The organism is Chlorogloeopsis sp. ULAP01 (genome assembly GCF_030381805.1).
Lineage (GTDB): Bacteria > Cyanobacteriota > Cyanobacteriia > Cyanobacteriales > Nostocaceae > Chlorogloeopsis.
Genome location: NZ_JAUDRH010000013.1, coordinates 230,986 through 250,843 on the forward strand (window position 1 = coordinate 230,986; position 19,858 = coordinate 250,843).

Here is a 19,858-nt window from a genome sequence, read left to right on the forward strand (position 1 = left end):
AGATTGAGATTGAGAGTGGTTAGTTGTTTTTCTACAAACTACTAACCACTAAACTACCTTTGTGAATTAGAAATAAATTATTTGACCGAGCCTTGTCCAAAAAATTTTGGTGGTTCAGCAAGGGTATAAACTTGAGTTTCTTGGGCGATCGCTTTTCGCAGATGTAGAGGCAGATTCAGCATACCCAGAAGTGCTACTCCGTCTAACATCCGGCATCCACCGCTTGTATTTTCCTCTAAAAGCCGATCTATTTTTTCTGGATCGGGTCGAGTGCTAATTTCCTGCTCTGAAGCCAGGACAAAACCCCAAGCTCTGCCATAGGTACAGGTAGGGCTGCTGTAAGATTGTACATTAGGGAAGACCGTGTTCAAAGTATTCGCTAACCGGGCATGAAGAATTAATTCTCCTGGTGAGACTGGGCCTGCTTGAACTACAAAAAAACCTTGTGGTGCTAACACTCGACGCGCTTTCTCGAAGTATTCTTTAGTAAACAGTTGAAATGATGGCCCTGACTCAATGGGATCGGAAAGGTCAGAGATAATTACATCCCATGTTTCATCAGTGGTATCCAGAAAGTTGAGTGCATCTGCTATTACTAGATCCAGACGTGGATCGTCAAAGGCATTTTGATGCATTTCGCTTAGGTGTTGCTTGCAGGCTTCCACCACTTCGCCATCAATATCAATCATTACAACTTTTTCCACTGTCTGCCATCGCAATACTTCCCTAGCTGTGGCTCCTTCACCACCACCAAGAATCAGTACCTTTCGCGGTGCGCCATGAAAAATCATACCAGGGTGAACTAATGGTTCATGGTACAAAAACTCATCACCAGTACAAGATTGCCATTTACCATCCAGAACCAGTGCTTTGCCGTAGGTTCCAGTTTCCACAATGTACATTTCCTGATATGCGGTTTTCTTATAAGCGAGTACCTCTGTCACTCCATGAGCATAAATATCCCAAGGAGTGATATACTCGTTCATCCAGAAATCTGCACCTACATCGCTACCTGGCATAAATTTACTCTCTCTACTTCACTCAAAAATTGCCAAATGTTATGTTTTGTCGGTGATTTTTTTAATGTCAGACCCAGTTATTATTATCCCCATCCTAGAGTTGCAAAAGAAAGTCCACAAATAAAAATCTGCCTCGATCTGCTTGCAGTCAAGGCAGCAGTTTTTATAGTCCATTCCTAAATCTAGGCTGGCAATCTGTAGGTAGTTTTAACCCCATTCAGGAGCCAACAAAATCATGTATTCACCAGTAAAGCTTCTTCCAACTGTTTGATAGTTGGTTGAATAGTTGGTGAAAATTTACCTCTAGGAAGCGTCATGAGTACATGCTTGCTAGCTTGAAAAGCTTTTACAAGGTATTCGCAAGCTTTCTCCGGTTTTGTATGTTGCCCGCAGGTAAATATATCCACTGCTATGTAGCCTGTTTCTGGCCAAGTATGAATCGAGATATGAGACTCAGCTAACAGTGCCAGTGCGGTTACTCCATAGGGTTCAAATTGGTACGATATCTCTTTGAGTAGAGTAGACTTTGCGATTTTAGCGGCTGTTTGTAAAGCCTCTCTGATGAACCCAATATCATTGAGTAAACTTGTTGGACAGTTATACAGTTCTAGAATGCAGTGTCTGCCAACCGGAACCGAAGATAACTCTTCGGGAGGGTAAGATTGCTTTTCCAATTCTTTCACCTTTACATCAACTAGATAAAAATCAACCCCCAGAAAAAATGGGCTACTTCTTTAAATTTGAAGTGCGCCACGAGACTTTGGAATTTTTATGCATTTATGCACAGAACTACAATTATCACACAAATAAAGCAATTTTAATGAGTGTGATTTATAAAGAATTGGTTTTAATTCTTTCACCAAGTTTGCTGGTTATCTTTAGAATTCTTCTTGTCGGCACTCTATGGGCTATTTTGTGGTGTAGAAGTTGGTTCGGGTGTTGGTGTGTTTGTCTGACTAGATGTGGGTGTAGGTTCAGGTGTGGGTGTAGATGTTGGCTGTGAAGTTACCGTCGGCGATGGAGTTGGGGTAGGATTTACCACTTTCAGGCTCAGTTTGTATTCTAGTGGCACCGATGCTCGTGACACTAAAACAAATTCATAAAATCCGCTTTCTGGCAGTTTCTCTGATAAAGAGCGTTTTTGAGAATCTTCTAGCAGCTGGTATTGACCGCTAGGAGAATAAATTGACCATAAAATTTTAGAATTGGCTGCTAGCTTCACTTCCATCAACTGATTTTGGCTAAGTTCGGCGATAAAAACTTTGCCAGCCGCGCCTTTAAGAGTGCCACTGACTGTTTTAGTATTAGTACCAGAATTAAAGACAATTTTTTGAAATGCACTTTTAGCAAGAATGGCATTGAGTTTGTCTGCAACAAAAGCGTGCCAAACTTGTCCGATGGGTTGCTCAATAAAATCCTTGCCTTCTTTTGCTGGAAAATGCTCAAAGAAAGCCGCATCTCCTAAATCATATAAGGCACGGCTGGACACGTTGAGTTTGTTGACGTCCACTTTCCAGCGATCGCGATCGGCTCCACTATAAGTGCCTAATCTTTGCCGTGCTTCGGAACTGAGTAGAGTTAACGTTTGTAGAACTTGGGCTGCTGTATTGTCCCATTGTTTTCGCAATTGAGCATCGGCGGGATCATCTTTGAGGCTGCGTTTTTGTAAACTGGGATTTTGCTCCCAAAAGATTTGATTTACCAAGCTGACATAAAAGTTTTCATCAACACCCAAGCGTTGACGGCGCTCTTGTAATTTTTGTTTGCGCGATCGCTCTTGGGGTGAATATTTCACTAGGGGATCGATGGGTTGCTTGGCTGGGCTAAAAGTGGGCGTTGGTTGCGGTGTAGTACCGTTACCATCATCGGGATTGGATGATATCAAATTACTTACTCCCCAATAGCTAACGCCAGAAGCACAAGCAAAGAATAACAGCACAAGGATGATTTTTCCTGGTGTCCACCACGATTTGGAGGAGGGAGGAAGAGAGGGAGAGGAGCCAGTGCGGTGGTGAGCCAGCACTGCGGGAGGGTTTCCCTTTTCAGGTGACTGGCGTAGACACGTAGACGGACGTAGTCCGGCTTCTCGCAGAGTAGTGGCTTCTGAAAGTAAGGGTTTCCCGACTTGGGCAGACTGGCGTTGGGAAAGTGGGAGAGGAGCCATCTGCGTGGGCGGGTTTCCCTCCGCAGGCGACTGACGTGGGGAGAGTGGGAGAGTTGGAGCAATAGGAGGTGGGGTGAGTGCTTGCAAAACTTGACGGGCGCTTTGGTAACGTTCCATTGGAGATGGAGAGAGCATTTTATCTAACACTGCCCCAAAAGCAGGACTCAGACTAATTTCTCGTCGCCACTGCCAAGTTAAGGTTTTATTGTCAATTAGTTCTGATGGTTGTTTGCCTGTGAGCAAGACTAATACTGTTGCCCCCAAAGCATACAAATCGCTGTGAGGCTCTACCAATCCTCTTTGCATCTGTTCTGGGGGAGCGTAGCCCAACTTACCTAGTAAGGTTGGTGGTGGCGTTGTCGCATTTACACCAGGTTGGTAATACTGGGAAGCAACAGTTGCCGCTACTTGTTTGACACCACCAAAATCAATTAGCACTGGCATATCCCCCTCAGCGATTTGGGGGGGTTTACGAAGCATCAAGTTATCTGGAGAAATATCGCGGTGAATTACTCCTAAAGAATGGATGTATTCTAATACAGGTAAGATTTGCTGTAAAAGTTGGCGTACCTCTGCTTCTGTAAACCGCAAACCCTGTTTGAGACGAGCATCTAATAAATAACGATAAGTTTGCCCTTCTACGTAATCCTGTACCAAAAATAAGTATTCTTTACTATCTAAACTACTGCGGAATAATTCACGAAAGCGGGGAATTTGGGGATGTTGTAGTTTGTAGAGAACAGTTGCTTCTCGCTCAAATAATTCTTCGGCTTTTTGTAAGACGTAGGCAGTTTGAACTTGGGGAGAAAATTCTTTTAAAACACACAACTCTCGGAAGCGATTGACATCTTCGGCTAAATAGGTGCGTCCAAATCCCCCTTGACCGAGTTGACGTACAATCAAATAGCGATCGCCTAAAATTCGTCCCGGTTGAATCCCATGACTTACAGCCGTATCTAACCTCTCGCCGCAATGAAGACAAAAGCGACTACCAGACGGATTTTCGTGTCCTTGGGAGCAATAAACAGAATTCATAGTGAATTAGTATATAGTCAATAAATTATTGTTAATGGCTAATTGCTAATTGCTATTAACCATTAGCCATTAACCATTAACCATTCTCTAATTAGCAGATTCTAGTTTACTAACTTGATCTGCTGCGATCGCATACCAAATTTGACCAAAAGTCTTGGAATCTGGTTTCTGGTTGCCACGCCGTTGTCCCGGAAATAATCGGTCAAATTTTCGATTTGTTTGTGTATTGAGTTGTTCAATTGTATAGTTCCCAAATTCTCCGGTTTGCGCTCGTCTTCTCCAAATTTCGTAATCTCTGTTGCTATAGCTGCCTAATTTTCGACGTACTGCCGTACTGAGGTTAGCTTGTTCTATTTTGTTCAATAATTCTTCAGCAGTACTGAACCATTCTTTGCGTAAAGCTTCATCATCAGAATTAGAACTGAGAGAGCGCCCACCTAGTTCGGGATGTTTAGTATAAAAAGTATTATCTACCGTTTGAATAAAAAACCCTTCTGGAATTTGGAGTTGTTGACGGCGACTGAAAATTTGACTGATGCGGTTTCCTTCTTGAGAATTTGATGGCTGAGTGGGGGAATTGGAATCACCTGGTAGTTTTGGTAGTTCTGGTAATTTTGGTAATGAGATGCTGGGAATACTGATGGATGAAACGCCCCTAATCACAGCATTAACTAACGCCCAAGAGCCGACAAAAGTCAGGGCAGCTACACTTGTTGCTACCAAACTGATTGCAAAAGGACGCATCCAGGCGGGTAAAGGAACCTTTTGAGCGATCGCTTTTGTTTGGTTATGGAATCTACTGGTAATTGCTCGGACATGCTTTCGCCCAGGTGCAACTACCATCGTCTGAATTTTGCTGATTTGAGGATTGAGAGTTTTAACAGGAACTTGATACTGTAAATCTTTTAGAACTTGATCTGCTGTTTGATAGCGATCGCTTGGTTTATAAGCGAGCATCTTTTTTAAAACGGCTTCTAGATTAGGGCTAGTTTTGATTTCTTTGCCCCAACGCCAAGTTCCCTGATAAGAGTCGTAGAGTTGTTGTGGTTCCTTACCCGTCAGCAAAACAAGCGTTGTGACTGCCAAAGAGTACAAATCGCTATTGGGAAAAGCTTTACCCTGTCGTAATTGCTCCTCTGGTGCGTAACCTTTTTTTCCTAAGAGAGTGCGGATTCCACCCAATTGAGTAAACCAAAAACCCGCAGAAGCAGGTAATTGTTTCACACCACCAAAATCAATCAACACTGGCAAATGATCAGAATATCGCAAAATTAAATTATCAGGAGAGATATCGCGGTGAACTACATTTTGAGAGTGGATATAAGACAAAACAGGTAAAAGTTTTTGTAGGAGTGCGATCGCTTCTTGTTCGCTAAAACTTTTTCCTTGAGCAAGACGTTGTTCTATTAACTCAAGGTAGTTATCACCCTCCACATAGTCTTGCACCAAAAAGAAAAAATCCTTACTGCCAATTTGTGCTTGTAGAGAAGCATGAAAGCGAGGAATCTGTGGATGCTTGAGTTTTTTCAGTACACTTGCTTCTCGCTCAAACAGCTCTTTCGCCTTTTTTAAATCCTGCTGTTCTTCGACTTGAGGAGCAAATTCCTTCAGCACACACTTTTGATGAGACTGCTTAGTATCCTCCGCTAAATAAGTCCGTCCAAAGCCTCCTTGCCCTAATAGCTTAATAATCCGATAACGATTAGCAATCATCTCATCTTGATGAATGGGCAAAGGTTCACCACACTGGGTGCAAAAGCGGTGACTTCCAGGATTGGTGTGTCTTTTACTACAGTAGACCTGCATGGTGCTGAAGGAATGATAAAGGATTTTTATAATTAGCTACAACAAAGGAAGATGTAATTACAGAAATTCACTTGGTTATTTGGTAAGGGAAGTAGGGGAAACTAAATATTAGGGACTAGGGACGCTTGAAGAGGACAGGAGGACAAGGAGAGGGGGAGACAAGGGGATTAATAAACCTAACCACTGTATGGGCGGGTTTACAAGATAAATTGTCGGTTCCAGCCGAAAGATCATCAGCAAAACCCGCCCCTACTAACTACTAACCACTAACCACTAAATAATCCCCGATCCCCAATCACCAACCCTCAGTAATCTATTTTTACAATTACATAGTGTTATGAATACTGAATCACAAAGACAGCGAGCAGTAAGCGCATATACAGCTTTTTTAAACACCCCCTTAGATACGCTACTACAACAGCATCTTCACACCAAAGCCGAATCGGCAGTTTTGTCTTTATTTCATGATGTAGTTACTAGTGTACCTGCATACAAAAATTTCGTGGCAGAGCATGCGATTAATCCTGACTTGATCCAAACGATTGAGGATTTTCAAACACTGCCGCTAATTACTAAAGAAAATTATTTACTGCGTCATCCGCTTGCGAACCTGTGTCGCTACGGACAATTAGAAAAGTGTGACATGATTGCGGTTTCCTCTGGCTCAACGGGTAAACCGACATTTTGGCCCCGTTTTTTTACAGATGAACTGCAAATTGCCACACGCTTTGAGCAGATATTTTACGACAGTTTTGCTGCTGATAGTAGACGGACTCTGGCTGTAATTTGTTTCACCTTAGGAACTTGGGTAGGGGGAATCTTTACTACAAATTGCTGCCGCTATCTTGCCAGCAAGGGTTATCCCATTACCGTCATCACCCCAGGTAATAATAAAGAAGAAATTTTACGTGTGGTACAGGAACTCGGTACAGCTTTTGATCAAGTTGTTCTGTTGGGATACCCACCATTCCTCAAAGATGTAATTGACACAGGCATAGCTCGTGGTATGGAATGGCAACGGTATCAAATAAAATTAGTGATGGCAGGAGAAGTCTTTAGCGAAGAATGGCGAACTCTTGTGGGTGAAAGAGTTGGTTTTCAACACCCCTGCTTTGATTGTGCATCACTCTACGGCACAGCAGATGCTGGTGTATTGGGAAATGAAACTCCCCTAAGTATTTGCATTCGTCGTTTTTTAGCAGCACATCCAGATGCAGCACGTACTTTATTTGGGGAATCTCGTTTACCAACTCTCGTACAGTACGATCCGATGAGTCGCTTTTTTGAAGTCAAAGAAGGCGCATTGCTATTTTCTGGAGATAACGGTATTCCTCTAGTGCGCTATAACATTTTAGATAGCGGCGGGATAATTCCTTACGATGCCATGGTGCAATTTTTAGCGAAGCATGATTTCGATCCAGTAACAGAATTACAAACTCATCGTGGCAGAGGTGTTCGTCAGTTACCTTTTGTGTATGTTTTTGGACGTTCTAACTTTACAGTCTCTTACTTTGGTGCCAACATTTATCCAGAAAATATTAGCGTGGGATTAGAACAGCCGGAAATTAGAGATTGGGTAACAGGTAAGTTTGTCATGCAGGTAAAAGAGGATGGAGACAAAAACAAATTTTTATCTATAGTTGTAGAATTAGCACCAGGTGAGGAAGGTAGCGAAGAAAAAAGACAAGTTTTAGTATCCTCGATTTTGAGCCAACTCTTACGCCTCAATAGCGAATTTGCTAACTACGTTCCTTCTGAATATCAAATGCCACAAGTTTCATTAGCCCCAACGGGCGAGCCAGAGTATTTTCCTGTAGGGGTGAAGCATCGTTATACACGTCGGTAAGTAGAGGCAGTCTCCATCAAACAAGTTTCACCGTCAAGCATGAAAAACCTTACCCCCTACCCCCTCTTTTTAATAAGGAGAAACGTTAAAACGTTTGTTGCAAATACTTTAATGTTCTCTATGAATAAGTTGATATTGGTAACGAAAGCTTAGTTTACAAGAGGTCATTGTCAAGTAAATATAGTAAGTAACGCACTATCTGTGCGGCGCGTTACGTGCTGCTTTAACGCATCCTACTGGCTACAATTTAAGGTTTACTTTATAAATCATCTCTAAGTGCGATCGCTTGCAGTGTGTTTAATGACTTTAGACTGATACAAAGTAAAATTCGTTTTCTAGTAACATCTAGAACCTGTATTTTATCAACTATAGTCTCATACGTGCAAACAATGCTGGTGCTAAAAACAAAATCCAAAATGTCCCCAAACCAAAATTAATAACATCACGTACTGATTCATTGTCATTTATGAAGCTAGAAGCAAAGACAATCGTCCCCAGTACTCCTAAACCAATTACGACTTTCAACAAAATTTTTCGCACAGATACTTTAGCTGGAGAGTAGCGAACATACCACAATTCAAGTGGTACAGCAATTCCTGCTCCAACAGCAGCACCAAAAACTTCCCATCCTTCAGGGAAAGAGTCAGCAAAGGGAAACACAGCAATGGGTGTTGAAAGACTGAGAACCGAAAATAATTTAAATGTCCGCCCACGAAACCACTGCAAAACTATAGGCCACAATTTGAGATAGATTTTGAATAGAATCAATCCAATTATCAAACCACCAATTACATCTCCAACATAGTGGACACCAAGATATAAGCGAGACATCATCACTAAGAAAATGACACACACTGTGACTGCTAGTGGAATACGACTCAATGTAGTTAATGTTGTCCAAAAAATCGTTGCAGTGCCAGTATGTCCACTAGGAAATGAAGATGTATCCAACTCTCTATAAACATTAATCTCTGGATGATTTGGACGCGGTACATCAAAAATCGACCAAATAATCATATTAATTGCTGTTACTAAGACGACAGCACCGACTAAGCACCAAGCCAACCGTCGTCCAGAAATCCAAAATACCAAAGCAAAAACTACTGCTACACCTGCAACTGCTCCTAGCTCTGTAACAATTTGAAAAAACAAATCCCAACTATCACCAAAAAATTTTTGAATATAAATAATTGGCTCTGGACTCCAGAGTTTGTCAATTTCCATGCTAACTATTAAAAATAGTTTAGTTAACAACAATTGTAAGTTAGAGCAAGCACAAGTATTGCACTACTGCATTGACTTTTATCGAAGTTAGGTAATTATCTAAAAAAATATATAACTTCCAGGCAAATTATTATTACAGAAGAAAATTGATAGCTTGCTGAAGCTATCTCTCAAAGTACTTGAAATTAAAAGCATCTTGTTCTGGTAAATGGCAGCAATCATGATTCCTCAGAATCGTCAAACTTTACTATTCATTCTTTCCTGTTTAACTGCTCTAATTACTGGCGTCGTTGCATTTGTAGGCATCATCCAACCTAATATCTACTTACGATTTGTACCTCAAAGGCTTCTGCCTGGAGTAATCAGTCAAGACATTATTTCGTTGGTTGCATCGCTAGGGCTGCTTGTTTGTCTGGTTGCAACAAAAAGGGGAGCGAATCGAGCTTGGGTGATCTGCTAGTTCCAGTGATTTTGATACATATGGGTACCCTCGGTACTTCAGTACTTCTTGGTGAATTGCTTTCCCCCCTATTTGGTCAAGCACTTGATATATTTATGATTGGATTATTTGCTGTAGTGGGTTTAGGGGGACTTGCCTTGGGTGGAATCACGTTGTCTAATTTTGGACAACCTCATGCACCGAGGTATTAAACTAATGACGAGGCTTTGGAGTTGTTAAGGAATAAACAGTACAGGATACCAACTATGACGCAATACTTCAGCCGCAAAACTGGAAATCAACCATTCCTGAAGTTTACCTATCGTTCCTGAAGACACAGCGATCGCGCTAATATCGGCCATAGCAGCTGCCTTTAAAATCTCGCTAACAGAGTGTCCTTCTCGAACTTCTGTCTCCACTTGTAAATTTACTCCTTCCAAATCAGCTTTAATCTGAGACAAAGTTTCGCTAGCCTGCTGTGGTAGAATTTTCCTTGGTACTTCTCGACGACCAGTATTTTCTAATACCCAGCAAAGCTTGCACTGTTGGAGAAATCTACCAGACTGATTTTGAGCCAAGTGCTTTACCTGTTGCACCAGGTGATTCGCAGCTTGAGTATCATTGTAGGGAAGCAGTAAAGAGCGGAATAGGTGCTGGCAACGAAGTGTTAATTCTTCGGAAGTATAAGCAGAGATTAACTGAGGACGCAGTACTAACAAAGGAATCTTGGATTGGCGAGATAATTCAGCCATTGTACTACCCACTAGTTTTTCTGTGAGTAAGCTGCGACTTTGAGAACCCAGTACAATCAACTGAGACTGATAGGTTTTGGCAACTTTAAGAATTGTTTCAACAGGCTTTCCCGATTGAACTTCTATTTTAACTTCTATATCAGTAGGACTTTTGCCAACAGCTTCTGTCAACTGGGTTTGAGCTTGTTCTACTTTCTCACTATCAACTTGTGGAATAATCCCTTTTTCCCATAAGGGGACAACGTGCAGGAAAACAATTTGCTTTATTCCTGCCAGCGCCAGACTAGAAACAAAATGTGCTAGGCGATGTAAACCATCAGAAAAATCTGTGCTAATTAAAACTCTCTCAAACATAATATAACTAATAAAACTACAGACAAAAATATTCTACTTGAATCGCAAAAACGATTCATTTGCTAAAAAATGGAACAGGCAAGACGCCTATTTTACAATAGTGTGGCAGGAGATTAGCTAAAAAACAAAAGCGCGATCGCCTGCAATAAATACTGTCACTTTTGCATCACATTTATTTCCAATAATTTTGAATGATTAGCTAAAAATAAATAGCTAACAGTCTTGATTCGTCCTGCCTATGGGAAATTTTGAGGCGAACAAAATGACAGCAACAGCGAAAGAAATAATGCAGTCACATCAATGGCACAACCTTCCTGTACCCAGAGTAGCTCAACATCTAGGTACAAATATAGAAGCAGGTTTGAATGCTGATGAAGTCACAAAACGACGGGAGCGCTTCGGCTCTAACGAACTTAAGAGCAAACCCGGAAAAAGTCCATTGGTAAGATTTTTGTTGCAATTTCACCAACCTTTGCTGTACATTTTGCTGGTTGCGGGTGCAATTAAGGCGTTGCTGGGGCAATGGGTAAATGCTGGGGTGATTTGGGGTGTCACCCTGATTAACGCTATTATTGGTTTTATTCAAGAATCAAAGGCTGAAAGCGCGATCGCTGCCTTAGCTTCCTCGGTTCAAACTAATGCAACTATTATTCGCAATGGCAAAAAGGTACAAGTTCCATCTCAAGAGCTAGTACCGGGGGATATCGTGCTGCTTGCTTCTGGAGATAAAGTGCCAGCCGATTTGCGTCTTGTGCAAGCACGGAATTTACAAGTTAATGAATCAGGGCTGACAGGTGAGTCAGTTGCTGTAGAAAAAAACACGCAAACCCTTGATGCAGACGCACCTTTAGCAGAGCGAACAAACATGGCTTATGCTGGGAGCTTTGTTACCTTTGGGACTGGTAGCGGAATTGTAGTTGCGATTGGAGAAACTACAGAAACTGGGCGTATTTCTCAGTTGATTGAACAAGGAACCAGCCTGAAAACCCCGCTTACTCGTAAATTTGATAAATTTAGCCGTACTTTACTGTATATCATTCTGGGGATAGCTGCGCTGACATTTGCTGTTGGTTTGGGATATGGTAATTCCTGGGCAGAAATGTTTGAAGCTGCTGTCGCCTTCGCTGTCAGTGCGATTCCAGAAGGACTTCCGGCAGTAGTAACAGTGACACTAGCAATCGGTGTTTCCCGTATGGCACGGCGTCACGCGATCGTGCGCAAACTGCCAGCAGTTGAAACTCTCGGCGGTGCTACAGTTATCTGTTCTGATAAAACTGGTACCTTAACTGAAAACCAGATGACTGTGCAAGCCATCTATACCGGAGGTGAAAAATACACAGTTACTGGTGCAGGCTATGCTCCCCAAGGGGAAATTCTACTAAATGAACAGCCAGTCAATTGGGATCACACTCCTGGTTTGGCAGAATGTCTCAAAGCCGGGTTGCTATGCAATGACTCGCACCTAGAAAATAAAGATGGGCAATGGCAGGTAATTGGCGATCCTACAGAGGGAGCATTGATAGCCATAGCTAATAAAGTTGGGCTTACCTACAACAACTTAGAACAAGAAATGCCCAGACGGGATGTCATCCCCTTTGAGTCTGAATTTCAGTATATGGCAACTTTACACGAAGCTTCGCCATCAGCAAATCACAGAGGACAAAGAATTATCTATGTTAAGGGATCAGTAGAAGCTATTCTCAAACGTAGTCACAAGATGTTGGCTGCTCAGGGAAATCTCGCCCCCATAGATCCAGAAACCACACATCAAGAAGTTGATGCGATGGCTCATCAAGGATTGAGGGTATTAGCTTTTGCTCAAAAAACTGTACCAATTTCTCAAGATTCGCTCGATCATGCAGATATCGAAACAGATTTGATTTTCTTAGGATTGCAGGGGATGATCGATCCACCCCGAACAGAAGCAATTAAGGCAGTACAAGCCTGCCAAGAAGCCGGCATTCAAGTCAAAATGATTACAGGCGATCATGCTGTCACCGCACGGGCAATAGCTGAACGGATGGGCTTTAATAAAAATGGTCAAGTTCTTGCTTTTACTGGAAGTGAACTTGCCCAAATGGGTAATTCTGAACTTGCCACGGCGATCGAAGATGGGGTAGTGTTTGCCCGTGTTGCGCCAGAACAGAAACTTCGTATTGTTGAAGCGCTTCAGTCGAAAGGAGAAGTTGTGGCGATGACGGGGGATGGTGTCAACGATGCACCAGCTCTCAGACAAGCAGATATCGGTATTGCGATGGGAGGTGCTGGTACTGAGGTAGCAAAAGAAGCCTCAGACATGATTTTAACTGATGATAACTTTGCTTCTATTGAAGCTGCGGTGGAGGAGGGACGGACTGTTTATCGAAATTTACTCAAAGCGATCGCCTTTATCTTACCTGTTAACGGCGGTGAGTCGATGACGATTTTGATTAGTGTACTGCTTGCTAGAGCATTGCCAATTCTATCTTTACAAGTTCTATGGCTCAATATGGTTAATTCCATTACCATGACTGTGCCTTTAGCGTTTGAGCCGAAGTCTGAACGAGTGATGCAACAACCACCGCGCAGCCCTCGCGAACCCTTGCTCTCCAAAAGTTTACTCAAGCGCATCATCGCAATTTCTGTTTTTAACTGGATCTTAATCTTTGGTGTCTTTGAATGGATTGAACAAACCACAGGAAATATAGCTTTAGCCCGTACAATGGCAATTCAAGCTTTAGTAGCAGGAAGAATTTTTTATCTTTTAAGTATTAGTCAATTAGGAATTGCAATATTCAATAGACTTCGTGGGATTAGACAGACAGTTACCGATGCTTCGGCAATTGGAATTGGCATTGCTTGTACGATAATTTTGCAGATAATATTCAGTCAGTGGAACATCATGAACAAATTATTTTACACTGCCCCACTGAATTTAAATCAATGGTTAATTTGCTTACTGATTGGATTACCGATGATTTTACTATCAATTTTAGTGAACCGTTTTGACCCTCTCGACTAATGAGATGAAAATAGGGGCTAGAGACTAGGGCAGGAATTGTACCAGACGCGATTAATCGCGTCTCTACCCAATCCAAAATCCAACATTGTATTAGTTATAGCAACAGCCAAAGTTGTTAGGACATCAACAGATGATAAAACTTAGATACCAAAAGACTTTTAACCTTGTCACCTGTCCCCTGTCCCCTGTTATACATACCCTCAATGATGCTTGTTAAAAAACTTATTATGCTTGGGCTTGGGATGAAAGTCAGTGCAATTTCTAGCTTCTTCAGTCAAAACAAGAGAAGGTTGTACTGCACATTGAAGGTGATAATTATGTGAAAAATATTGACAGCTTCTACAGGGGTGCTGATGTGATGGATTTAATGAAAAGAAAAACTTATTATCTTCTCCTAATTCGTCTCTTAATGTCTTCATTTTGGATAAAATCGTCAAAAATCCTGTCCACATCAGGATAAAGCCAATAACAGCCCCACTAGCGAAAACACCTGTTTCAGGCATATTGGCTCCATCGATTCTGATCTCATCTGCTTTGATCTCACTTTGAATAGCTTGATTAAAATTTGTCTCAGATGCTAGATCTGGTATGAGTCTTTTCTCAAAATCCATATCGGTCACCATTTGAAGTATTTAGTTCTAGCATTACCAGCTTATTTAATGGTTTTTGTGGCGTTGGCATATTCACAATGCCAGAAATCACACTCTTAATAGAGAGTGTTTTCTTCAACATTGACTAATTAATAAAACTGTTACTATTAGGTGTAGCAAAAGTAAGATTATGATATCTCTGTCAAGAGTTTTGCTTGTAACTAATAGCTTTATGCCATAAGGAATAAGAGCAAATTATTTTGAGCGCCTATAGTTTAATATGGTTCAGCTAAACGTAGCTGTCGCTCGCAAGGGTGCAGATAAACGAATGATGCTTAATAGCTTTGGCGCTAACTATGCATATCCGCCGCATTATCACATTTACTTTGATAGCAGTTACTTGTGTCTTTCTAATTTGGATTTTCACTCCCGCAAGTATCATACCTCCTGCTCGCCCGACTGCGGCGCTTACAGTTCATGTCCTCGATCTTGGCTTGCATCCAGAACTAGTTTTACCTGATAATAACGGCGAACTAATTGTGTATGCCTACGGTGATTGGAATTATTTTGCTCTCAATAACCAAGGATTCACCGATGGCTTGGCAGCACTTTTGATCCCAACTCAAGGTACACTCGGACGGCAAAAGTATAGCAATATTGAGCAATTGCAGCAGACAGTTAAGGAAAAAGATTTAACTCTACTCAGTTTCAAAGTGGCAAAAGCCAAAGCCTTACAATTATCACAAACTTTAGATCAACGTTTCAATCGCAACATCAACACGCACATTGAAAATCCCCAAACCGGACTAACTTTAGTCAAAGACGAGCAAGAATACACCATGTTACATAATAGCAACCACGAACTGGTAGAGTGGCTAGAACAGTTGGACTGTCAAGTCGAGGGTTTCGTAATGTGGTCTAATTTTCAGGTAAAGTACCGAGATTAGATTTTCAGTGCTTCTGATGCAGCGTTTATATGTTTTCTTCACCAATATTCTGAATAATTAATATACTAAGTTGGTAACCGTAACTCTTATGGAAATGACGATGGCTGATACCATTACCACCCCTAACCAGCGCATATTTGATATTGAACAATTGGTACGGTTTTCGCCAAAGAAAGCTGCCGTCACAGAAATAGCGGTCACCCCATATTCTAGCATTGCTGTCTGGGGTGTACGTCCCGGTCAAGAAGTGCCTGCACATACTCACCCCGATGGACAAGATACCTGGATTGTGGTAAGGGGAGAATTAACCTACTATCTCGGCAACGGACAAAAGAAAATTATTTCCGCAGGACAAATTGATGTTGCTGAACCATCGCAGGTTCACGGAGCAGTCAATGAGGGATTAGAAGACGTGGTGTTTCTCTCTATCTATTCTGCTCCAAGTCTCAAGGTTGTTCCCGCGTCTCCATAGTTTGATTAGAATCCCCAGTGAGTTAGTGACGAGACTCTGGAAACGGGCAATACAATCTATTGTTTGAGCAAAAGTGGGTGAGGGAAAAGCGTCGAAAGAAGAATCACTCTTAGGAAGCCCAGATATGTCATCGCTGGTCGCTCTGGGTGCCAACTTTGAGACAATCAAGAAAATAAGATTTCCCTAATACTAATTCGCTTGCGATATTTTAGCTTGGGCAATACGCCGTTTCATTTGCTGATTGTAAACAAATGCAATAATTCCAGAAATAAGCACATAAGAAATGATGGCTGGCTTAATTTCTTCTGCATTAAAGTTAAATGCAGCAATCAACAAAGCTAAACTTGAATTACGACTGGCGTTAGAAATTGCCAACGCTGTTTGTGTTTCTGGCGTAGAATCGCCTAGTATGTAACCGATCAATAAGGAGGCGGCTGCCACAAGTGCGATCGCGCTGATCGAAACAATTCCCAAGCTCAGAACAACACCCAAGCTTCTAACCAGGATCAAAATTGTCAAAACCAAGAACATAATGTTAGCAATTTCAGTTATGGGTTTTGCAATATCATCTGCAAGTTCGGGAATGCCTTTGCGAATTGCCAAACCAATTACCAGTGGAATCAACTGCACCATTAAAAGTTGCTTGAAGATTTCCTGAGGTGCTACAGAAGCATCACGGTGATAAATCCTGCTCAGAATCGTCACAAGCAAGGGAGTCAATACGACTGCAACTATGGAAACCGTTTCCTGGAAGCTTGCTGCAAAGGTAGCATCCCAACCCATTTTGGAAATCTTACGATACACTAAAGTTGCTCCTGGCGCACATCCCATCAAAATAATGCCAAGGCTAACGGCAGCAGGAGGCTTAAGCACTGCCACAACTATTATGGCTGCAATGGGAACCAGCACAAATGCTGCCAAGAAAGAGCGAATCAGCATTTTTGGTTGACGCCAAAGATATGTAATTTGCTCGAACGCCAAGTTTAGTCCCATTCCTAACATTAGCGAAAATACTGTGACCTTAATGTAGTTAGAAATAAGTGTTGCAATTGTGTTTGCCATAGAACTTATCTCCTTGAGCAGTGGTGCATCAGCAAAGCTTGTAGGTATTGGTAATCAAGTTATGCCAAGTTTCGGGAGTGATCGTGAAGCCCGCCCTCCTGTCAGCAGAATTTTATAGATTCGGCATTAAGAAATTGAGTTTGTAGAACATTAAAGTAAGAAATTTATAAGAGTAGTTTGTAAAAGTTACTTAATGGTAAATATATCAACGCAGAGCAGAATTTCAAGCAATAAATTTTGAAGCCAATTGATTAATTTCTTATTTTTAGGCTACAAAGTTCTTATTTTTAGACTGTATCCTTACGGTAATTATTTGGCTGTTAATTTACAAACTGCTCGTCTTGCCTTCCTATTGATGATTGGCGATCGCTCAAATATCCTCAACCTTTAATACGAAGACACCAATTTTATATCTAGCTATCCACGTATTCTAATTGTGGCAGTAACTCAAACAAGTTTCTTCGCTAGAACCAACAGGTAGAAATTCGCGGCCAGTTTTAGGTGACAACTGCTACAACACAGGAGCAACTTTGTCTCAAGTGTAAGGAGTGTGAGGACAGATGTTCAATCATCAATGGAAGTTGTGGGAGTCGAGAAAACTCCAACAAGAGTTTGCGCCAGAACTTGCAATGCGATCGCGTAGCATTGATAGCTTAGAAGCTAAAGCTGCGCTATTAGCCCTGATGTGAATAGATTCAGGGCTTAAATAGCGAAAATCCTAACACACAAAATATTAGCAGACAAAATCATGACTAATTCTAATGATCACCTACAACGTCAAGTCCTACCGATTCCCGACATTCAACCGATTGGACTCACCAGCTTCGACGCAAAAGACCCCAACACCCAATATCCCCCCATTGTCCCCCTACGTCCTCCTACGGGTGCACCTAATGTGCTAGTGATCTTACTCGATGATGTGGGGTTTGGCGCTTCTTCTGCCTTTGGCGGCCCCATTCATACACCGAGCGCCGAAAGATTAGCCAAAAACGGACTGAAATATAATCGCTTTCATACCACGGCCCTTTGCTCTCCCACTCGCGCTGCTCTTCTGACTGGACGCAACCATCATTCCGTTGGCTTTGGCGCGATCACCGAGATGGCCACTTCTGCCCCCGGTAATAACTCTCTGCGTCCCAATACCTGCGCTCCTCTAGCGGAAATTCTCAAGCTCAATGGCTACTCTACCGCTCAATTGGGCAAGTGTCATGAAGTTCCCGTGTGGGAAACGAGTCCGATGGGCCCATTCACTAGCTGGCCTACAGGTGGCGGTGGTTTTGAATATTTTTACGGATTTATCGGCGGCGAAACCAATCAGTATTACCCTGCACTATACGAGGGAACGACTCCCATTGAACCCGATAAAACCCCAGAAGAAGGCTACCATTTTACCTCAGACATGACCCGTAAGGCGACTAGCTGGGTACGCCAGCAAAAATCCCTCATGCCCGATAAACCGTTCTTCATGTACTTTGCTCCTGGTGCCACCCACGCCCCTCATCATGTCCCCAAAGAATGGGCGGATAAGTACAAAGGACAGTTTGATCAAGGCTGGGATCGGATACGAGAGGAAACCCTCGCCCGTCAAAAACAACTAGGAATCGTTCCCCCCGATACGGAATTAACGCCTCGTAGTGAAGGGATTCCCGCTTGGGATGAAGTACCAGAGGCGATGAAACCGATTTTAGCTCGTCAGATGGAAGTTTATGCGGGCTTCTTGGAACACACCGACTATCATGTTGGTTTGTTGATTGATGCCCTAGCGGACTTGGAAATCCTCCAGAATACTCTGATCTATTACATTATTGGCGATAACGGAGCCTCTGCTGAAGGATCGCTCCAAGGCACGTTTAACGAAATGGTGACGCTTCAGGGGTTTGCCCATTTAGAAACCGCAGATTTCTTGATGGAACGCATCGAGCAATTTGGCGGGTCTGAAGCCTACAATCATTATGCGGTGGGTTGGGCGCATGCCATGTGTACCCCCTATCAGTGGACGAAACAAGTTGCTTCCCACTTTGGCGGCACCCGCAACGGCACGATTGTTCACTGGCCTGCTGGCATTCAAGCTCAAGGGGAAATTCGTTCCCAGTTCCACCATGTGATTGATATTGCCAAAACCGTTTTAGAAGTGAGCAATTTACCAGAACCCACCTTTGTCAATGGCGTACAACAAAAGCCGCTAGAAGGGGTAAGCATGGCTTACTCTTTTAATGAGGCTACTGCCCCAGATCGCCATGAGACCCAATACTTCGAGATGCTTGGCAATCGGGGTATCTATCATCAAGGATGGACAGCTGTGACGAAACACCGTACTCCTTGGGTAATCGGCATGATGCAACTTCCGGCCTTTGATGACGATCGCTGGGAACTATACGATACGACCAAAGACTGGAGTCAAGCAAGGGATCTATCCCAGGAATATCCCGATAAGCTTAAGGAATTACAGCGATTGTGGTTAATCGAGGCGGTCAAATATAATGTGATTCCCCTTGATGACCGCTTTGCCGAACGATCTAACCCCACGCTTGCGGGTCGTCCGCAATTGGTGAAAGGAAAGCGTCAACTGCTGTTTGGTGGCATGGGACGATTAACAGAAAACTCGATTGTTGATTACAAAAATAACTCTTTCGCTATCACGGCTGAGTTAAATCTCCCTGAATCAAAAGCGGAAGGTGTAATTGTTGCTGTCGGTGGCATTATTGGTGGTTGGAGTCTTTATGCCAAGCAGGGCAAGCTGAAATACTGCTACAACTTCTTTGGCTTAAATCATTACTACGTAGAAGGGGGAGATACACTTCCTTCAGGGAAACATCAAGTTCGCGTAGAATTTGCCTACGATGGGGGTGGTTTAGGCAAAGGTGGAGATGTCGCTCTGTTTTTAGACGGTCAAAAAATTGGAGCAGGACGAGTAGAACAGACCGAACCCTTTGTTTTCTCGGCGGACGAAACCCTAGATATCGGCTTTGAGTCAAGCTCTCCAGTCACCAAGGACTACAGCGCCAATAAGTTCAATGGTGAGGTGAATTGGGTGGAGATTGACGTAGGTAAAGATGCCCAGGATGCTGATAACTTTATCTCACTAGAAGAACGACTGCGAATTGCGATCGCATTGCAATAGATTCAGGTTAAAGGCGAAAGAAAGCC

Annotated in this window: 17 protein-coding genes; 9 read left to right on the top strand and 8 right to left on the bottom strand. The window is 42.5% G+C overall.

Going from position 1 to position 19,858, the window contains the following annotated elements; genetic code table 11:
• Positions 1–77 precede the first annotated feature (77 nt).
• From QUB80_RS24545 to QUB80_RS24560, 4 genes are all read right to left on the bottom strand, one after another.
• Complete coding sequence (locus tag QUB80_RS24545) at positions 78–1,019, bottom strand: fused MFS/spermidine synthase (protein WP_289792091.1); 942 nt, start codon at positions 1,017–1,019, stop codon at positions 78–80.
• A gap of 233 nt (positions 1,020–1,252) precedes the next feature.
• Positions 1,253–1,702 (bottom strand): adenosylmethionine decarboxylase, encoded by a 450-nt coding sequence (speD, locus tag QUB80_RS24550; RefSeq protein WP_289792092.1) that lies wholly within the window; start codon positions 1,700–1,702, stop codon positions 1,253–1,255.
• 218 nt (positions 1,703–1,920) lie between these two features.
• Positions 1,921–4,218: a serine/threonine-protein kinase gene (locus QUB80_RS24555; protein WP_289792093.1), complete on the bottom strand. Its 2,298-nt coding sequence runs from the start codon at positions 4,216–4,218 to the stop codon at positions 1,921–1,923.
• Positions 4,219–4,305: 87 nt separating this feature from the next.
• The gene (locus QUB80_RS24560) at positions 4,306–6,024 is read right to left on the bottom strand and encodes a serine/threonine-protein kinase (protein WP_289792094.1); all 1,719 of its coding nucleotides are present in this window, start codon (positions 6,022–6,024) and stop codon (positions 4,306–4,308) included.
• 337 nt (positions 6,025–6,361) lie between these two features.
• Between QUB80_RS24560 and QUB80_RS24565 the strand changes: the two genes are divergently transcribed.
• Complete coding sequence (locus QUB80_RS24565) at positions 6,362–7,870, top strand: phenylacetate--CoA ligase family protein (protein WP_289792095.1); 1,509 nt, start codon at positions 6,362–6,364, stop codon at positions 7,868–7,870.
• Between the two features lie 366 nt (positions 7,871–8,236).
• Here QUB80_RS24565 and QUB80_RS24570 read toward each other — a convergent pair whose 3' ends face one another.
• Positions 8,237–9,094 carry a phosphatase PAP2 family protein gene (locus QUB80_RS24570; protein ID WP_289792096.1) on the bottom strand — a complete coding sequence of 286 codons (858 nt, stop codon included), beginning with the start codon at positions 9,092–9,094 and terminating at the stop codon, positions 8,237–8,239.
• 220 nt (positions 9,095–9,314) lie between these two features.
• Here QUB80_RS24570 and QUB80_RS24575 point away from each other — a divergent pair, with 220 nt between their 5' ends.
• On the top strand, positions 9,315–9,554 hold the full coding sequence (locus QUB80_RS24575; RefSeq protein ID WP_289792097.1) for a hypothetical protein: 240 nt from the start codon (positions 9,315–9,317) through the stop codon (positions 9,552–9,554).
• Positions 9,539–9,745, top strand: coding sequence for a hypothetical protein (locus tag QUB80_RS24580; protein WP_289792098.1), 207 nt, complete (start codon positions 9,539–9,541; stop codon positions 9,743–9,745). Before QUB80_RS24575 ends, QUB80_RS24580 begins: the two co-directional genes overlap by 16 nt.
• Before the next feature lie 24 nt (positions 9,746–9,769).
• On the opposite strand, the gene QUB80_RS24585 is transcribed toward QUB80_RS24580, so the two are convergent.
• Complete coding sequence (locus QUB80_RS24585; protein WP_289792099.1) at positions 9,770–10,639, bottom strand: universal stress protein; 870 nt, start codon at positions 10,637–10,639, stop codon at positions 9,770–9,772.
• Positions 10,640–10,901: 262 nt separating this feature from the next.
• On the opposite strand from QUB80_RS24585, the gene QUB80_RS24590 reads away from it, so the two are divergent.
• Complete coding sequence (locus tag QUB80_RS24590) at positions 10,902–13,640, top strand: cation-translocating P-type ATPase (protein WP_289792100.1); 2,739 nt, start codon at positions 10,902–10,904, stop codon at positions 13,638–13,640.
• Positions 13,641–13,840: 200 nt separating this feature from the next.
• Here the strand turns inward: QUB80_RS24590 and QUB80_RS24595 are convergent, their stop codons facing one another.
• On the bottom strand, positions 13,841–14,263 hold the full coding sequence (locus QUB80_RS24595) for a hypothetical protein (protein WP_289792101.1): 423 nt from the start codon (positions 14,261–14,263) through the stop codon (positions 13,841–13,843).
• A gap of 323 nt (positions 14,264–14,586) precedes the next feature.
• On the opposite strand from QUB80_RS24595, the gene QUB80_RS24600 reads away from it, so the two are divergent.
• On the top strand, positions 14,587–15,177 hold the full coding sequence (locus QUB80_RS24600) for a DUF2459 domain-containing protein (protein ID WP_289792102.1): 591 nt from the start codon (positions 14,587–14,589) through the stop codon (positions 15,175–15,177).
• 100 nt (positions 15,178–15,277) lie between these two features.
• Positions 15,278–15,649 (top strand): cupin domain-containing protein, encoded by a 372-nt coding sequence (locus QUB80_RS24605; protein WP_289792103.1) that lies wholly within the window; start codon positions 15,278–15,280, stop codon positions 15,647–15,649.
• Between the two features lie 189 nt (positions 15,650–15,838).
• Here QUB80_RS24605 and QUB80_RS24610 read toward each other — a convergent pair whose 3' ends face one another.
• Positions 15,839–16,711, bottom strand: a complete 873-nt coding sequence (locus tag QUB80_RS24610; protein ID WP_289792104.1) for a bile acid:sodium symporter family protein — start codon at positions 16,709–16,711, stop codon at positions 15,839–15,841.
• Between the two features lie 247 nt (positions 16,712–16,958).
• Here QUB80_RS24610 and QUB80_RS24615 point away from each other — a divergent pair, with 247 nt between their 5' ends.
• The 3 genes from QUB80_RS24615 to QUB80_RS24625 all read left to right on the top strand — a co-directional run bounded on the left by QUB80_RS24615 (position 16,959) and on the right by QUB80_RS24625 (position 19,832).
• Positions 16,959–17,102: a hypothetical protein gene (locus tag QUB80_RS24615; RefSeq protein ID WP_289792105.1), complete on the top strand. Its 144-nt coding sequence runs from the start codon at positions 16,959–16,961 to the stop codon at positions 17,100–17,102.
• A 169-nt stretch (positions 17,103–17,271) separates the two neighbouring features.
• Positions 17,272–17,400 carry a hypothetical protein gene (locus tag QUB80_RS24620; RefSeq protein ID WP_289792106.1) on the top strand — a complete coding sequence of 43 codons (129 nt, stop codon included), beginning with the start codon at positions 17,272–17,274 and terminating at the stop codon, positions 17,398–17,400.
• A 59-nt stretch (positions 17,401–17,459) separates the two neighbouring features.
• Entirely contained in the window at positions 17,460–19,832 is a 2,373-nt protein-coding gene (locus QUB80_RS24625; protein ID WP_289792107.1) for an arylsulfatase, read from the top strand.
• Positions 19,833–19,858 lie beyond the last annotated feature (26 nt).

Excerpts from the sequence above, each read along its gene's own strand:
- QUB80_RS24575 (WP_289792097.1), top strand. The coding sequence starts at position 9,315 with ATGATTCCTCAGAATCGTCAAACTTTACTATTCATTCTTTCCTGTTTA.
- QUB80_RS24600 (WP_289792102.1), top strand. The coding sequence starts at position 14,587 with ATGCATATCCGCCGCATTATCACATTTACTTTGATAGCAGTTACTTGT.
- QUB80_RS24560 (WP_289792094.1), bottom strand. The coding sequence starts at position 6,024 with ATGCAGGTCTACTGTAGTAAAAGACACACCAATCCTGGAAGTCACCGC.
- QUB80_RS24545 (WP_289792091.1), bottom strand. The coding sequence starts at position 1,019 with ATGCCAGGTAGCGATGTAGGTGCAGATTTCTGGATGAACGAGTATATC.
- QUB80_RS24585 (WP_289792099.1), bottom strand. The coding sequence starts at position 10,639 with ATGTTTGAGAGAGTTTTAATTAGCACAGATTTTTCTGATGGTTTACAT.
- QUB80_RS24595 (WP_289792101.1), bottom strand. The coding sequence starts at position 14,263 with ATGGTGACCGATATGGATTTTGAGAAAAGACTCATACCAGATCTAGCA.
- QUB80_RS24570 (WP_289792096.1), bottom strand. The coding sequence starts at position 9,094 with ATGGAAATTGACAAACTCTGGAGTCCAGAGCCAATTATTTATATTCAA.
- QUB80_RS24555 (WP_289792093.1), bottom strand. The coding sequence starts at position 4,218 with ATGAATTCTGTTTATTGCTCCCAAGGACACGAAAATCCGTCTGGTAGT.
- QUB80_RS24565 (WP_289792095.1), top strand. The coding sequence starts at position 6,362 with ATGAATACTGAATCACAAAGACAGCGAGCAGTAAGCGCATATACAGCT.
- QUB80_RS24625 (WP_289792107.1), top strand. The coding sequence starts at position 17,460 with ATGACTAATTCTAATGATCACCTACAACGTCAAGTCCTACCGATTCCC.
- QUB80_RS24610 (WP_289792104.1), bottom strand. The coding sequence starts at position 16,711 with ATGGCAAACACAATTGCAACACTTATTTCTAACTACATTAAGGTCACA.
- QUB80_RS24620 (WP_289792106.1), top strand. The coding sequence starts at position 17,272 with ATGTTCAATCATCAATGGAAGTTGTGGGAGTCGAGAAAACTCCAACAA.
- QUB80_RS24590 (WP_289792100.1), top strand. The coding sequence starts at position 10,902 with ATGACAGCAACAGCGAAAGAAATAATGCAGTCACATCAATGGCACAAC.
- QUB80_RS24605 (WP_289792103.1), top strand. The coding sequence starts at position 15,278 with ATGGCTGATACCATTACCACCCCTAACCAGCGCATATTTGATATTGAA.